The organism is Pararhodobacter zhoushanensis (assembly GCF_025949695.1).
GTDB lineage: Bacteria > Pseudomonadota > Alphaproteobacteria > Rhodobacterales > Rhodobacteraceae > Pararhodobacter > Pararhodobacter zhoushanensis_A.
On the sequence record NZ_JAPDFL010000001.1, the window covers coordinates 1,614,858 to 1,630,177 of the forward strand.

Annotated in this window: 16 protein-coding genes; 5 read left to right on the top strand and 11 right to left on the bottom strand. The window is 67.3% G+C overall.

Annotation, left to right across the window (positions count from 1 at the left end):
* The first annotated feature begins 28 nt into the window (after positions 1-28).
* Both OKW52_RS08035 and OKW52_RS08040 read left to right on the top strand, forming a co-directional pair.
* Positions 29-217 (top strand): hypothetical protein, encoded by a 189-nt coding sequence (locus OKW52_RS08035; RefSeq protein ID WP_127104721.1) that lies wholly within the window; start codon positions 29-31, stop codon positions 215-217.
* A complete protein-coding gene (locus OKW52_RS08040; protein ID WP_264505237.1) occupies positions 217-1,683 on the top strand; it encodes a sodium:solute symporter family protein in 1,467 nt (488 codons plus the stop codon). Before OKW52_RS08035 ends, OKW52_RS08040 begins: the two co-directional genes overlap by 1 nt.
* 98 nt (positions 1,684-1,781) lie before the next feature.
* Here OKW52_RS08040 and OKW52_RS08045 read toward each other — a convergent pair whose 3' ends face one another.
* The 6 genes from OKW52_RS08045 to OKW52_RS08070 all read right to left on the bottom strand — a co-directional run bounded on the left by OKW52_RS08045 (position 1,782) and on the right by OKW52_RS08070 (position 5,792).
* Positions 1,782-2,660, bottom strand: a complete 879-nt coding sequence (locus OKW52_RS08045) for a DMT family transporter (protein ID WP_264505238.1) — start codon at positions 2,658-2,660, stop codon at positions 1,782-1,784.
* Positions 2,661-2,752: 92 nt separating this feature from the next.
* Positions 2,753-3,145 carry a DUF2147 domain-containing protein gene (locus OKW52_RS08050; RefSeq protein ID WP_264505239.1) on the bottom strand — a complete coding sequence of 131 codons (393 nt, stop codon included), beginning with the start codon at positions 3,143-3,145 and terminating at the stop codon, positions 2,753-2,755.
* 83 nt (positions 3,146-3,228) lie between these two features.
* Positions 3,229-3,651, bottom strand: coding sequence for an EVE domain-containing protein (locus tag OKW52_RS08055; RefSeq protein ID WP_264505240.1), 423 nt, complete (start codon positions 3,649-3,651; stop codon positions 3,229-3,231).
* Complete coding sequence (locus tag OKW52_RS08060) at positions 3,648-4,022, bottom strand: VOC family protein (RefSeq protein WP_264505241.1); 375 nt, start codon at positions 4,020-4,022, stop codon at positions 3,648-3,650. Before OKW52_RS08060 ends, OKW52_RS08055 begins: the two co-directional genes overlap by 4 nt.
* Before the next feature lie 46 nt (positions 4,023-4,068).
* Positions 4,069-4,773 (bottom strand): helix-turn-helix transcriptional regulator, encoded by a 705-nt coding sequence (locus tag OKW52_RS08065; protein ID WP_264505242.1) that lies wholly within the window; start codon positions 4,771-4,773, stop codon positions 4,069-4,071.
* Between the two features lie 122 nt (positions 4,774-4,895).
* On the bottom strand, positions 4,896-5,792 hold the full coding sequence (locus OKW52_RS08070; protein ID WP_264505243.1) for a helix-turn-helix domain-containing protein: 897 nt from the start codon (positions 5,790-5,792) through the stop codon (positions 4,896-4,898).
* A gap of 82 nt (positions 5,793-5,874) precedes the next feature.
* Here OKW52_RS08070 and pobA point away from each other — a divergent pair, with 82 nt between their 5' ends.
* On the top strand, positions 5,875-7,050 hold the full coding sequence (pobA, locus tag OKW52_RS08075) for a 4-hydroxybenzoate 3-monooxygenase (protein ID WP_264505244.1): 1,176 nt from the start codon (positions 5,875-5,877) through the stop codon (positions 7,048-7,050).
* Positions 7,051-7,156: 106 nt separating this feature from the next.
* Here the strand turns inward: pobA and OKW52_RS08080 are convergent, their stop codons facing one another.
* Both OKW52_RS08080 and OKW52_RS08085 read right to left on the bottom strand, forming a co-directional pair.
* A complete protein-coding gene (locus OKW52_RS08080; protein ID WP_264505245.1) occupies positions 7,157-9,070 on the bottom strand; it encodes a TRAP transporter permease in 1,914 nt (637 codons plus the stop codon).
* A 13-nt stretch (positions 9,071-9,083) separates the two neighbouring features.
* The gene (locus OKW52_RS08085) at positions 9,084-10,010 is read right to left on the bottom strand and encodes a TAXI family TRAP transporter solute-binding subunit (protein WP_264505246.1); all 927 of its coding nucleotides are present in this window, start codon (positions 10,008-10,010) and stop codon (positions 9,084-9,086) included.
* A 137-nt stretch (positions 10,011-10,147) separates the two neighbouring features.
* On the opposite strand from OKW52_RS08085, the gene OKW52_RS08090 reads away from it, so the two are divergent.
* Positions 10,148-10,798 (top strand): dienelactone hydrolase family protein, encoded by a 651-nt coding sequence (locus tag OKW52_RS08090; RefSeq protein ID WP_264505247.1) that lies wholly within the window; start codon positions 10,148-10,150, stop codon positions 10,796-10,798.
* On the opposite strand, the gene OKW52_RS08095 is transcribed toward OKW52_RS08090, so the two are convergent.
* The 3 genes from OKW52_RS08095 to OKW52_RS08105 form a co-directional block, all read right to left on the bottom strand.
* Positions 10,799-11,554 (bottom strand): sulfite exporter TauE/SafE family protein, encoded by a 756-nt coding sequence (locus tag OKW52_RS08095; RefSeq protein ID WP_264505248.1) that lies wholly within the window; start codon positions 11,552-11,554, stop codon positions 10,799-10,801.
* A 120-nt stretch (positions 11,555-11,674) separates the two neighbouring features.
* Positions 11,675-13,468, bottom strand: a complete 1,794-nt coding sequence (locus OKW52_RS08100) for a gamma-glutamyltransferase family protein (protein ID WP_264505249.1) — start codon at positions 13,466-13,468, stop codon at positions 11,675-11,677.
* On the bottom strand, positions 13,465-14,532 hold the full coding sequence (locus OKW52_RS08105) for an AbrB family transcriptional regulator (protein WP_264505250.1): 1,068 nt from the start codon (positions 14,530-14,532) through the stop codon (positions 13,465-13,467). The genes OKW52_RS08100 and OKW52_RS08105 overlap by 4 nt, the downstream gene beginning before the upstream one ends.
* An 83-nt stretch (positions 14,533-14,615) precedes the next feature.
* Between OKW52_RS08105 and OKW52_RS08110 the strand changes: the two genes are divergently transcribed.
* A complete protein-coding gene (locus OKW52_RS08110; protein WP_264505251.1) occupies positions 14,616-15,296 on the top strand; it encodes a GntR family transcriptional regulator in 681 nt (226 codons plus the stop codon).
* Positions 15,297-15,320 lie beyond the last annotated feature (24 nt).

Here is a 15,320-nt window from a genome sequence, read left to right on the forward strand (position 1 = left end):
CCGAAAGACGGGCAAGGAGAGTGGAACGATGAACACTGGTCGCAACTTCGGTCCCTGGCTGGCCGCCCTGGCCATTCTGGTCGTGGCCGGGGGGTTTGTCCCCTACGGCCTGCTTGCCGGTCACCGGGGCTGGTTCACCACGCTTTTCTGGGGCGGCTTTGGTCTGGCCGTGGTGGTGCTGATCGCCGCGGGTGTCAAAGGCTGGAAGGACGAATGATGCTGTCACCTCTCACACTCTGGGCCGCGATTGCCGCGTTCGCCGTCTTCGGGCTCGGCCTTGCCTGGCGCGCCACGCGCGAAAACACCGGCACGGCCGAGGATTACTACCTCGGCGGCCGCAGCTTTGGCGGCCTCGTTGCCGGGCTCAGCTATGCGGCCACCACCTATTCCGCCTTCATGCTGGTCGTGCTGACCGGCCTCACCTATCGCGGCGGCATTGGCGCGCTGGGGTTCGAGCTGATCTATTTCGCCGGTCTCGGCCTGCTGGTCATCTTCGCCCCCCGTTTCTGGCTGGCCGCCAAGCGCTGGGGCTTCATCTCGCCCGCTGAAATGCTCGGCGCACGCTACGGGTCGGTCTGGGTCGCGCGGGCGGCGGCGCTGGTCGGGCTGATCTTCCTGATGCCCTATTGCACGACGCAGATGGCCGGCATCGGGTTGCTGCTGTCGGGGGTCACCGGCGGCGAGATTTCGCTCTTTCAGGCCGTGGCCACCGGCGCGCTGCTGGCGGCGATCTGGACCCTGTTCGCCGGTCTGCGCTCGGTCGCCTGGACGGATGCGGTGCAGGCAGTGGTGATGCTGGTCTCGGCCGCGCTGGCAATCGGCTTCGCCGTGGCGGCCATCGGCGGCTGGGGTGAATTCGCCCGCGTCTCGATGGAAACGCAAAGCGAGCGGCTCAGCGTCCCCGGTCCGGGCCTGTGGAGCCTCAACACCTTCGTCGCCCTGTCGCTGCCGTGGTTCTTCTTCGCCATCTCCAACCCGCAGGTCAGTCAGCGGCTGTTCATCCTGCGCGATATGGCGTCGATGAAGCGGATGATCTTCTGGGTGCTGGGCTTCGGTCTGATCTTCACCCTGATCGCCGTGATCTGGGGCTTTGCCGCGCTGCAACTGGCACCGGGGCTCGAGAACACCGCAACCGCCACGCCCGCACTGCTGATCTCGGGCGCGATCCCGGCACCGGTTGCCGTGCTCTTGATCCTCGGCATCCTCGCCGCCGCCGTCTCGACCCTCGACAGCATCGCTCTGACGCTGGCGGCCATGGTCGCGCGCGATCTGATGACCGACGCCCAGCCCAAGGCGCAGATCCTGACCGGGCGCATCGTGGTGATCTTTGTCATTCTCTTCGCCAGCCTCTTCGCGCTGCAGAAGGTGCAGATCGTCGACCAGTTGGCCGCCTTGTCTGCTGCCGGTCTGATGGTCACCGTCCCGGCGATCATCGGCGCCTTCTTCTGGCGCCGGGCAACAGCGGCGGGGGCGCTGGCGTCGATCCTCGGCGGTGCGGCGCTGGCGGTGTGGATGGCAATGATCCAGGGCGTGAGCGTGTTCAATCCGGTGCTGGCGCTCAGTGTCGGCGGCGCATGCCTTGTGCTGTTCGTGCTGGTCTCGCTGCTCACCAAACCCAAAGCCAAGGCGCTGGATTTCGCCACCGAACTGCGTGCCGATCTGGACAAACACGGCGCGTGGTAAACCGCGCGCCCATCATCTGTCCCTAAATATCCACGGGGTTTCCAAAGGGGGCGTGCCCCCTTTGGCGCAGGGGTGCGGGGGCGCGCAGCCCCCCGCCCTTACCCGCGCAACCGCCGCCAGATCCGCCCGTCGATCACCGCCAGTCCCAGCGCGATCAGCGCCATGCCCGCAACCTGACGGGCCAGCAATGTCTCGCCCAGAACCAACACGCCCAAAGCAATCGCACTGACCGGAATGAGGAAGGTCACCAGAAACGCATTCACCGCCCCGGCGCTGGCGATCAGGCCGAAGTAAAGCTGATAGGCCAAGGCCGTCGACAGCACCGCCAGCCCCACCAGCGCCGCCAGAACCGGCCAGCCGGGCATCGGCAGGGTCCACGGTTGATCCACCACCAGCACCACCGGCAGCAGCATCAGCGCCGCACAACTGACCTGCCCGAAAGCCGCGCTCAGTGGCGGCATGCCGCGAAACCGCCGCCCCCAGACCCCGGCCAGCGCATAGCTCAGCGCAGCGCCCAGACAGGCCGCCTGCGCCAGCACGGTGCCCGAGCCCCAGGCCCCGCCCATCATCACCGCCACACCGGCAAACCCCGCCAGCACGCCCAGCGCCTTGGGCCAGCTCAACCGCTCGTCCCGCGTCGCCAGATGCGCGACGACCACGCCCCAGAGCGGAGTCGTGGCGTTCAGGATCGAGGCCAGCCCGCTGGAAATCTGCCCCTGCGCCACGACGAACAGGGTGAAGGGCACGACGTTGTTGAAAAACCCCATCACCGCCAGCGCCGCCCAGACCCGCCAACCTTTGGGCCACGGCACCCGGATCAGCGGCAAGACCCCCGCCAGCACCAGCGCCGCCAGCCCCACACGTGCCAGCACGATGGTCAGTGGCGGCAGGACCGGCACGGTGACACCGACAAAGAAAAACGACCCGCCCCACAGGACGGACAGGACAATCAGCCGCAGCCAGTCGGGACCGGACATTCAAACCCCCAAAGGTGATCAGGGCGTCAGACTGCCCGCGTCCCTTGTGCGGGTTCCGGGCCGCTGCCCGCGACCCGGAACCTGCGCAAAGCTCAGTCGGCGCGCGTCCAGATCTGGTCGCGGCAGATGAACAGCACGCAGCCCGCCACGGTCAGCTGGCTGCCCGCCAGATCCATCCGGGCGCGGTAGGTCTGGTCGCGGTCGGGCGCATAGATCTGCCCATCGCGGTATTCGCCATTGCCGCGCGGCTCCATGTCCCAGACGATCTGGCGTCCGGCATTGGCCGAGGCAAAGGCCTCGCCGCTGGCATTGCGCGACTCGGTCAGCGTGCCGCACAGCCGGTCACCACACATCGAGATGGTGATGATGCCGGAATTGCCGTTGTCATCGGGTTGCGTGGCCCAGCGGCCCTCGGCCGGGTCGGCCAGCGCGGCGCTGCCGCAAAGGGTCAATGCGGCGGCCAAAGTGAGTGTCATGGTCTTCATGGTGAACGTCCCTCCCTCGTGCGCGAAATCATCGGGCCTGGCCCTGCGTCTGGCAAGAGCCGCGATAGCGCCCTGCCGCGCCGTCAGCTTGAGACCGCGCACATCGCCTCTTCGATCAGGTCCATGTCCGAGGCGGGGATCTCGAACAGCCCGTACCGGAACCGCGCGCCCCAGGTCGGACCGCCAAAGGACAGATGCGCCAGCAGGGGCCGGATCGGCGCATCGCGGGTCGCGTGCCAGTGCACGTCGCGGCGGAACGGCTGAAAATCGCCGCTCATCACCCCGACATAGGGCGCGCCCTCGGCCACCACCCCCAGCGCGGTGAAGGCCTGAACCGGCGCCCCGGCGCGGATCTGTTCATGCGGCGAATAATAGACCACGCGGTCGCCCGGGGTCAGGCGGCGCAGCGGCGCCGCCTTCCCGTGGTTGACCTGCATGAACCCGCCCGCGCGCCCGATCCGGACATGGTCGGCCGAGGCGACGGCGATCCAGCAGCGCGCGCTCATCGCGGGCTCGGGACATAGGGGCGCAGGCGGTGGCCATCGGGATCGGCAGCGGTGAAGTTCAGACCAAAGTCGAGCTGGGTGACGGGCTGCAGGATGGTGACGCCCTCGGCCTTGAGCCGGTCGTGCAGCGCCTGCAGCGCACCGGCATCGGGCAGCGTCACCGCCAGCTCGGACGAGGCCGGGGTGACAGCGTCCGCCGCCGGGGTGACTTCACGGGTCCGCCACAGCCCCAGCTGGACGCCGTTGCCCAGAACCAGCAGCGCGAAATCGGGCGCGTCATGGATCACCGGCGCGCCCAGTGCCCCGGCATAGAAACGGGCGCTGGCCGATGGGTTGCTGACATAAAGGATGAACATTGAGCTGCGTTGCATGGGGTATCTCCAGGGTTTCGATGACCCCTTGTCGCGCAGGCCAGTGTCAAACCATGTCAGCATCCCCCGCCAGCCGCACCTTTTCCGCATCACGCCAGTCGCGCAGCAGCCGCAAGCGGCGCACCGGATAGCGCTGGTCGCTGACGGTGCAGGCGGCGATGCGGTCATTGCGGAAATGGCGCACGGACTGGCGCAGCTCGCACCAGGCAACGATGACCTGAGTTGTGTCGAAGAACCCCATGGCAAAAGGCCAGATCACGCGCTGGCTTTGCGTGTCGGCCTTGTCGCGGTAGAGGATCTCGGCCTTGCGCTCGTCCCGGATCGCACCGCGCAGCGCGGGCATGAAGGGGGCCGATACACTCGGCGCGCGCGGCACCAGCAAGGGCGAGGTGTCGACGAAGAGCCGCAGATCCTCGGGCAGCACCGCACCGATGCGCGCCAGAGCCTCGCTCGCCGCCCCGGCCAGTGCCGGGTCGCCGCGCCCGGCAACCAGCCGCGCGCCCAGCACCAGCGCTTCCAGCTCATCGCGCGAGAACATCAGCGGCGGCAGCAGGAAACCGGGGCGCAGGACATAACCGACCCCGGCCTCGCCCTCGATCACCGCGCCCTGTGCCCGCAAGGCGTCGATATCGCGGTAGACGGTGCGCAGCGAGGTGCCGGTTTCCTCGGCGATGCGCGTTGCCGCCAGCGGACGGCGATGGCGGCGCAGGATCTGCAGCACGGCAAGGAGGCGTTCAGAGCGGGTGGTCATGGCGCGCAGGATCGCGCAGGCGGCGGGCGACCACAAGCGGTAGAGCAGGGGGCCTTCCGCCCCCCTCTTCGGCTGACGCCGAATTCACCCCCGAGGATATTTAGGGACAGATGATCGGGCGCTCAGGCGGTGTCTTCGAGGCGTCGACGAAAGGCGCGCGGCGAGAGGCCGGTGGCACGGGTGAAGACGCGGGTGAAATAGGCCGGGTCTTCGTATCCCAGCGCGTAGGCGATGCGCGATACGGGCAAGTTCGTGTACACGAGGTTGCGGCGGGCCTCGCGGATCAGGCGATCCTCGATCAGGACCGAGGCCGGGCGGCCGGTGGCCGCGCGGGTGACGCGCGACAGGTGGGCGGCGCTGACGGACAGCGCCTTGGCATAGTCGGCCACGCCCCAGTGCCGCAGATACTGCGCGTCGATCAGCGATTCGAACCGGGCGAGCAATGCCGGGCTGGCGTTGGGACCGGCCACCGTGCCCCGCTGAGCCAGCGCGCGGGCGGTCTGGCCCAGCAGCAACCCCGCCAGCGACCGCAGGATCTGCGCGCGGGCAAAATCGCGCCCGTCATAGGCGCTGAAGATCGCGGCCATGGTGGGGGGGATGTCGGCCTGAACCGTCAGGATCGCCGGTTTTGCGAGGATTTCACGCAGGCCTTCGCCGGTTTGCAGGCTCTGGTCCAGCATCTCGGCGGCGAAGGTGACGACAAAGCCATGGGTTTCGGGTGTAAAGGAAAACCCGTGCACCACGCCGACCGGCACATTGACCAGCGAGCCGGGCGGCAGCGCGTGGCGCTGGCCATCCAGCGTGGCCGTGCCGCCACCGCTTTGCAACAACAGCAACTGGTGCAGGCGGGCATGGCGGTGCACGCTGAGTTCCCAGTCGTGCAGGCGCGAGCGGATGCCGATGGTTTCGCAATGCACCACGTCGGGCAGGTCGTCGGCCTCGCCAAAGAGGTTGAAGTTGGGGATCGGGGGGCAGGGGCGCGGGTCATGCGCGATTTGTACAAGTTTTGGCTCGCCCAAGCCATTTCAAATATCGCGCATGTGCCTAATCTGATCGGCAAGCGGTTCCCGGAGTCGGGGGCCTCATGCGGAGGAGATCACCATGAAAACCCAAGTCTGTATCATTGGCGGCGGGCCGTCGGGGCTGCTGTTGAGCCAGCTTTTGCATCTCAAGGGCATCGACACCGTCGTGCTGGAGCGCCAAAGCCGCGACTACGTGCTGGGCCGGATCCGGGCGGGCGTGCTGGAGCAGGGCTTTACCGAACTGATGCGCGAGGCGCAGTGCGGCGAGCGGATGGACCGCGAGGGCGAGATCCACGAGGGGTTCGAGCTGTCGGATAACGGCGTCATGCGGCACGTGGATCTGGAGAAATACACCGGCGGCTCGACCGTGATGGTCTACGGGCAGACCGAGGTGACGCGGGATCTGTACGAGGCGCGCGAAAAGCTGGGCGGGGTGGTCATCCACAACGTCGAGGACGTGGCGCTGCATGATCTGAACACCGACACCAAGCCCTATGTGACCTATACGCTGAACGGCGAAGAGGTCCGGGTGGACTGCGATTATGTGGTGGGTGCGGACGGGTACCACGGGCCGAGCCGCAAGGCGATCCCGGCGGATGTGCTGACAGAGTATGAGAAGGTCTATCCCTTCGGCTGGCTGGGTGTGCTGAGCCGCACCAAGCCGGTGAACCCGGAACTGATCTATGCCAAGCATGACCGCGGGTTTGCGCTGTGTTCGCTGCGCTCTCAGGTGCTGAGCCGGTATTACATTCAGGTGCCGCTGACCGACAGTGTCGAGGATTGGTCGGACGAAGCGTTCTGGGATGAGCTGAAAAAGCGCCTGCCCGAGGATGTGGCGGCGCGGCTGGAGACGGGGCCGTCGATCGAGAAGTCGATCGCGCCGCTGCGGTCCTATGTGGCCGAGCCGATGCGCTGGGGGAACCTGTTTCTGGCCGGGGATGCTGCGCATATCGTGCCGCCGACCGGGGCGAAGGGGCTGAATTCGGCTGCGTCGGATATCTATTATCTGTATCACGGTCTGGTCGCCCATTATCAGAACGGCGATGACAGCGGGCTGGACAGCTATTCGCAAAAGGCGCTGGCGCGGGTCTGGAAGGCGCAGCGGTTCAGCTGGTGGATGACCTCGATCCTGCACACCTTCCCCGACAATCTGCCCTATGATCAGAAGCTGCAGGGGACGGATATGGAATATCTGTTCTCGTCCGAGGCTGCCATGACCTCGCTGGCCGAGAACTATGTCGGGCTGCCCTACTAAGGGATGTCCCACGATGGGACAGACCTGCGGTTCGTGAGATAACAACGGCTTGACCCGTCGCATTAACCCGGCCTTAGGCTTTGTCCCAAGGCCGGGTTTCTTGCGCCTACGCCGGTTTGCGGGTCTGGCGGAAGATCAGCACGCCGACCAGCGCCAGCCCGACAAGGCGGGCGGCGATGATCTGCGGTTCGCTGTCCGTGACCGGACTGGGCCAGATGACCAGCGCCGAGCCGACAGCCAGCCCCAGCCGCTCGACCCCCGACAGCGTCGCCAGAAACCAGCCGCCAAAAGCCAGCGTCAAACCGCTGACGCCGACGGCGGCCATAGCGGCAGAGAGGGTGATCTCGGTCGCGGTGCCGACCATCAACAGGCCCGGCATGGTGGCAAAGAGGAAGGGCACCAGCAGTTTCACAAAGCCCAGACGCACGGCTTCCACGGCGGTCTTGTTGGCATCCCCGCCCGAGATCGACGCCGCCGCATAGGCGGCCAGCGCGACCGGCGGCGTGATCGCGGAGACCAGCCCGTAATAGAAGATGAACATATGGGCGACTATGGGCTCCATCCCCATGCGGGTCAGCGCGGGGGCGACCAGCACGGCGAGCAACAAATACGCCGCCGAGGTCGGCAGGCCCATGCCCAGAAAGAACGACACCAAGGCGGTGAGCGCCAGCAGGCCAAACAGGCTGCCCCCGGCGACATCGACGATCAGGCCCGAGAGCATCAGCGCCAACCCGGTCAGGTTGAGCACGCCGATCACCACCCCGGCGGCGGCAACGGCAACGACGATGGGCAGCGTGGCCATCAGCGTGTCACGGCAGACGAGGGCGAGGGCGACGAGGCCGACCCGCGTCTCGGCCCGCCACGGCGAGATCACCAGCGCGACGACCATGCACATCACGGCGGCGCGGGTGGGGGTGTAGCCCATCGCCAGAAACCCGATCAGGCCCAGCAGCGGCAGCAGCAGATAGCCGCGCCGGATCAGCACGTCCTTGAGCAGATGCAGACCGGCGGAGGTGTCGCGCGCAAGGTTCAGACGGCCTGCTTCCAGCCAGACGGCGATCATCAGCGCCAGCACATAGAGCAGACCGGGGATCAGCGCGGCCAGCGCGATGGTGGCATAGGGAACGCCGATGATCTCGGCCATCAGGAAGGCGGCAGCGCCCATCACCGGGGGCAGGATCTGCCCGGCGGATGACGCCGCAGCCTCGATCGCGCCGGCCAGATTGGCCGAATAGCCTGCGCGTTTCATGAGCGGGATGGTGAAGGTGCCGGTGGTCACCACATTGGCCACAGCCGAGCCGTTGATCGTGCCCAGCATGGTCGAGGACAGCGCCGCCGTCAGGCCCGGCCCGCCGCGCATCCGCCCGGTGAGGCCGCGCGCGAGATCGACGAAAACCTCGCCGGTGCCGATCTTCATCAGCAGATTGCCGAGCAGGGCGAAGAGGAAGATATACTGCACGGCCACGCCCATCGGGACGCCGTAAATGCCTTCGGTCGAGAGCATCAGCATCGAGGCAAGGCGGCGCAGGGTATAGCCGCGATGGCCGTATTCGCCGGGGATCAGGTGGCCCAGCATGGCATAGCCGACAGCCAGCACGACCAGAACCAGCAGCGCCCAGCCGACGCTGCGAATGACCAGAAGGACCAGCGCGGCCATCAGCCCGGCGAAGATCCACATATCAATGGATTGCGCCATGCCGCCGCGCATGACGATGGCCATGTAGCTGTCCTGGATATGCAGGCCCGGCAGCAAGGCCAGCGGCGCCAACGCGTAGCTGAGGGCGCGCAGCCAGAGCCATTTGCTTTTGAGCCCCACCACCAGCAGGCCCCCCGCCGCGATCAGCGAGAAGAACATCGCCCGCAGAACGAGCGCGGTGATCAGGCCGAAATACGCGCCGTAAATCACCAGTGTCGTGGCCGCCACCGCAAGGGTGGCGACCATGAGAGAGATCAGCGTGGTCTCGGCGGTCGAGCGGTGTGGCGCTTCAAGTCTGAGCGCCGAGATCCAGTCGTTGATCATCATTCCGTTCCGTTTACTGGGCGTCGAAATAAGCAGCCGCGCCCGGGTGCATCGGGATCGGCACGTTCAGCGCGTCGGTGTTGTTGATCCGGCGGGCGATGCCGTGGACCTGGATCAGCTGGTCGAGGTGATCGAAGATGGCGGCGGTCATGCCCTCAACCAGCGCCGGGTCGGCGTCGGTGCGGGTGAAGATCGTCGCCGGGTCGTTGATCACGGTGATGTCCTGCGTCACATCCGGGTAGGTGCCGGCAGGGATGTCGTAAAGCTGGTAGAAAGGGAACTCTTCGAGCATGCCCGCAACGGTGGCGGCATCGACGCTGAGCAGCACCATATCGGCGCGCGCATCAAGGTCGATCAGCGCCGCGACCGGCGCACCGGCCAGCACGACAGCCGCATCCACGGTGCCATTGGTCAGCGCATCGACGCCCTCGCTGTAGGACAGGAACTGTGCATTGTTGGCATCAAAGACGCCGTAGGCTTCGAGCAGGCGCATGGCCAGAACGGCTGCGTTCGACCCCGGAGGGCCCATGCTGACCGGGTGCCCGGCGAGATCCGAAAGCGAGGTGATGCCGGTCTGCGCCGTGGTCGCGATCTGCAGCACGGCGGGGTAGAGATACGCCATCGAGGCGACATCCTGCGGATCGCCCTCGAACGCGCCGATGCCGTTGGCGGCCTCGTACAGCGTCGAGGACGACGAGAAGCCCATCTCCATCTCACCAGCGGCGGTGCGGCGGATGTTCTCGACCGAAGCGCCGGTGACTTCGGCGCGGGCGGTGGTGTCGGGCATGTGCTCGGTGATCAGGTCTGCCATGCCGGCGCCCAGCACGTAGAACAGCCCGCCGGTGCCGCCGGTGCCGATGGAGACGCGTTGCTGCGCCGTGGCGGGGACGGCGAGCGCGGTCGCCAGTGCCGCAAGGGCGAGAGTTTTGGTGAAATTCATGGTGTCCTCCCTGGGGTTGCAGAGCGTTCGGCTTGCGGGCCGGTGGGGCTCGGCGTGTCGGGCGAGTTAGTCGGAAATCGTTGCGCTTGTCCAGTTTCCCACGACATATGGGGGCCATAAGCGCAAGGGAGCGGGCCATGTTCAAGACAGTGACGGCAACGGACGGGCACAGCTTTGCGTGCTGGATGGAACCGGCGCAGGGGGTGCGGCGGGGCGGGCTGGTGATCTTGCAGGAGATCTTTGGCGTTACCGATCAGCTCAAGGGCGTCGCGCGGCAGTATGCGGCGCAGGGGATCGAGGTGGCGATTCCGGCGTTGTTCGACCGGCAGGAGCGCGACGCGGTGATTCCGTTCGATCAGGGCGCGCGCGGGCGCGCGCTGATGCTGGCCTCGGATCTGGAAGCGACGATGCGCGATGTGGCGGCGGCGGTGGCGGCGCTGGGCGGTCCGGTGGCGGTGATGGGGTTTTGCTGGGGCGGCGGGTTGGCGCTGCGGGCGGCGCAGGTGCTGGATATTGCCTGCGGCGTGTCCTTCTATGGCACAAGCCTGCCGCGGTATCTGGACAAACCGCTGGTCAAGCCGATGCAGGGGCATTTCGGCCTGAGCGACGACCACACCCCGCCCGAGGTGCTGGCGCAGGTGCGGGCGGCGATGCCGGGGTTCGGGATGCATCTGTATGAGGCCGGTCACGCCTTTGCCAATGACGCGCGGCCAGCCTCGTATGTCGCCGGGGCGGCGGAGCTGGCGCATGAGCGGACGGCGGCGTTTCTGGCGCAGCATCTGGGCTGATCAGAGCAGGGGCTCGATCCCCGACCAGATCAGCTGCAGCGCCAGCAGGAACAGGATGATGTCCAGCGCCTGTTTGAAGCGGGCATCGGTCAGGCGGTTGAGCACCCGCTTGCCGGTCCAGGTTCCGGCCAGCCCGCACAGGATCAGGGCAGCGATGAGCGGGGCCCAGACGGCATAGGCGAAGCCGAGCACGCCGAAGGCCACCGATTTGAGCAGGTGTTGCAGCGTCAGCAGCGATGCAGCGGTCGCCACATGGCTGTGGCGATCCATGTCGAGCGATTTGACGTAGGTGTTCACGAAGGGGCCTGAGGCGCCAAAGACCATCGACAGGATGCTGGTGACGGTGCCGGTCACCAGCGGCCAGTCGCGCATCCATGCCGGGGGCCTGGCCAGCACCGTCCAGATCAGGAACAGCCCGACGCCGATCAGCACGACAGAGGGCGGGATGGAGATCACAAGGGACGCGCCGATGGCGATGCCAAGGATGATCCCGGCGCCGAAGCCCCAGACCGCGCTCCAGCGGATGTAGCGGGCCATCATCGCCGTGCGCCCTGCGTTCGAGCCGAATTGCACCACGCCATGCACCGGCACCAGAGCCAGTGGCGGCAGCAGCGAGGCCATGACCGCCAGCATCAACCCTCCGCCGCCGATGCCGAGAGAGATGGTGATGAAGCTGGCGATAAAGCTCGTCGCCATGAGCGCGAGCGCGACGGCGAGCGTGACATCGGGCGGCAGGTAGGGGGCGATCAGGTCCATCGCGGGGATCCGGTTGGCAAAAGATCAGACATTGGGCGCGTTGCAAAATCAGGTTGGTTTTGTGGCAGGTTTCGGACCACTCACCCGGTCAAGCCGGTCAGGAATGTTGGATAACTGCGATCACCGCCCCACCGCATAGGCCTGCATCAGGCGCGGCGTCGCGGCGGCGCGCAGCAACCCGTCCGGGCGGCGGCTGACGGCGGTCAGGCGGCCGGCAGACCACGGGGCGGCAACTTGCAGATCGTGTCCGGCATCGCGCAGGGCTTGCAGAGTCGCCTCGGGGAAAGCCGGTTCGGCCAGCAGATGCGCCGCGCGAAAGCCGCGCGGATCGAAGCTGGCCTGCAGGTGTTCGGTGTGGAACAGCGGCGCGTCGATGGCCTCTTGCAGGTTCATTCCGTGATGGATGAGGCGCAGCAGGAAGGCCGATTGCCATTGATCCTGCTGGTCGCCTCCGGGCGTGCCGAAAGCCACGCGCGTGCCATCGGGCCCCCGCGCAAACGACGGCGACAGCGTGGTGCGCGGGCGGCGACCGGGGGCGAGAGAGCTGGGCAGGCCGTCATCCAGCCAGAACATCTGTGCGCGCGAATTGAGCGGCATGCCCAGCCCCGGCACGACGGGCGAGCTTTGCAGCCAGCCGCCCGAGGGCGTGGCGCTGACCATGTTGCCCCAGCGGTCCACCACGTCCAGATGCACGGTGTCGCCGGGGGCCTTCAGGTGGCCCATCGTCGGCTCGCCGATCCCCGGGCCGGTGTTGTCGGCCCGCTTGGCCAGCCAGCGCTGGCGGAAGACGGCAGCATCGGCCTGCCCTTCGAACCCGTGCAGCATCGAGGGGCGCAGCTGGTCCGAGGCGCGCTCGGTTATCAGCGCGCGGCGCTCAAGGCCATGGGCGCGCGACAGCAGGATCTCGGCCGGGATCTCGGCATCGGCGGGGTCGCCGTAATGCGCCTCGCGGTCGGCAAAGGCGAGTTTCAGCGCCTCGGTGACAAGGTGGACGAATTGCGGGCCGGTGGGGTCCATCGCGGCCAGCGGGTCGGCGGCGAGGGTTTGCAGCACCTGCAGCAGCACCGGCCCTTGCGACCAGAAGCCGCCCTTGTAGACCTGCCAACCGGCGTGGCGCACGGTGAGCGCGGGCTCATAGCTGGCCGACCATCCGGCCATATCCTGCCCGGTGAGCACGCCCTTGTGGCGCGCGCCGCTGGCGTCCATCACATGCGCATCGCGCATCCAGTCATCAATCGCCTGCGCGATGAAGCCTTGCGAGAACACTTTGCGGGCGGCGTCGATCTGCGCCTCGCGGCCTGTTGTCCCGGCGACTTCGGCGCACAGACGCTCCCATGTCGCGGCAAGATCGGGGTTGCAAAACAACGCGCCCGCCTTGGGCACGGCGTTGTCCGGCAGCCAGACGGCGGCCGAGGTCGGCCATTCGTCGCGGAAGAAATCGGCAAGGCCGGCGATGGCGGCGGTCGCATTGGCCAGCATCGGCACGCCGTTGCGCGCATAGTCGATGGCGGGGGCAAGGACATCGGCCAGCGGCCATGTGCCATGGTCGCGCAGCATCAGCATCCACGCATCGAAGGCGCCGGGAATGACCGTGGCCAGCAGACCCGAGCCGGGGATCAGGTCCAGCCCCTGATCGCGGTAATGGGTGATCGTGGCCCCGGCGGGGGCGGTGGCCTGACCGCAGATCATGGTCGGCTGGTCGTCATCGGCGGGCCAGATCATCGCGGGCATGTCGCCCAGCGGGCCGTTCAGATGCGGTTCGCAGACATGCAGCGTGAAGCCCATGGCGACGGCGGCGTCATACGCGTTTCCGCCGCGCTCCAGCACCGACATGCCGACCGCCGAGGCGATCCAGTGGGTCGAGGACGTCATGCCGAAAGTGCCGGAGAGTTCGGGCCGGGTGGTGAAGCTCATGGCGCGTCCTTTTGACGGATGCGCATCAGGCGGGCGGCGATGGGGGCGCCGGTGATCACCAGAAGGATGCGCAGGATATGGTGGACAACCACATAGCCCAGATCCGCGCCCGCGACGATGGCCAAGACGGTCATCTCGGCCTGACCGCCGGGCGCAAAGGCCAGAAACGCCTCGACCGAGGGGGCGAGACCCAGCGCGTAGACGATTTCCGACATGATCGCGGCGAGCAGGGCAAGGATCAGCACGAAGCCGACGCCCGCCGCCACATCGCGCTTGATCTCGTGCAGGGTGACGCCGGTGTAGCCGACGCCGATGGCCGAGCCGATGAAGAACTGCGCGACATAGATCGCCTCGGCGGGCGGGCGGTGGTGGATGAACCCGGCCAGCGACAGCGCCCCGGTGACGATCAGCGGGCCAAGAATGGAGGCCCCGAAGAGGCCGATCTTCTCGCCGCCCTTCCAGCCGATCAGCCCGGCGGCGGCCATGATCAGCATCTCGCCGACCGGCAGATCGCGGGCGGGTTCGCCGACCGGGTGGGACATCGACGCGCCAAAGACCTGCGTGATCAGGATCGGGGCCAGCGTGACGATGATCAGCACGCGGGTGGCATGGATCAGCGACAGGGTGCGGGGGTTGGCCCCGGCCTCGGCCCCGAAAATGATCATGTCCTGCAACCCGCCGGGCATGGCTGAATACCACGCGGTCGCCGCGTCATAGCCGCAGACCTTGCGGAAGAACGGCACGCCGATCAGGCCGATCAGCGCGATGTAGACCGGGATCAGGGCGATGGAGCCGATCATCGAGGGCAGGGTGGCGATCAGCGCCGGGGTCAGCGCGGCACCGACGGCAATGCCAAGAATGGTGCGCGCGCCGACGCCGATCTGTCCGGTGCCGCGCAGGGGCATGCCCAGCAGCGCGGCGAGAAGGCAGGCGAACATCGGGCCGAAGAGGAAAGGCAGCGGCAGGCCGATCAGGATAAACGCGACGGCGCCGACCATGGCCAGCACCAATGTCAGCGCGCTGCGTTGCCAGGGTGAGAGCGAGGTGAGGCGGGGGGTGGGCATGACAGCGTTCCTTGACGGGTGTTGTGTCCTTGACGGGTGTTGTGTGCGATTGTATACCTATGGATGCAATCTGCAAGGTGCCTATGAAACATTCCGAACCCAGTGCCGATCTGCCGCAAGGTCAGGACGCTTACCGCCGCTTGTTGGCCGAAATCCGCGCCGGGTCGCTGGTGCCCGGCGACCGGCTGCTTGAGGTGGATCTGGCGCGCCGACTGGGGATCTCTCGCACCCCGGTGCGCGAGGCGATCCGCCAGCTTGAGGCGGACGGGCTGGTGATCCATGTCGCGCGTGTCGGCGCGGCGGTGCGCAGTCTGGATCCGGGCGAAGTCACTGAACTCTATGAGATGCGCGGCGTGCTGGAGGGGACGGCGGCGCGGCTGGCGGCGCGGGCGGCCTCGGTTGTCGAGCTGGACGAGCTGGCGGCGATCAATGCCGAGATGGCGGCGGGGTTTGGCAATCCTGCGCGGCTGTACGAGCTGAACCGGCAGTTCCACGCCGCCCTCTTGGACGCGGCGCGCAACCGCTATCTGGCGCGCTCGCTGGCCGGGTTGCAAAAGACGCTGTTGCTGCTGGGCCCGACGACGCTGGAAGAGGATGAGCGCGCCCGCAATGCGGTGACCGAACATGAGTCGGTGCTGACCGCGCTGCGCGCGCGCGATGAGCTGGGCGCGGAAAGCGCGATGCGGGCGCATGTCGCCGCCGCGCATTCGATCCGGCTGCGCCAGTTCCGCAACCGGGCGGCGGGCGCGGATCTGGAAAGCTGAGCGAAAGGACCGGTGCCAGTGCGC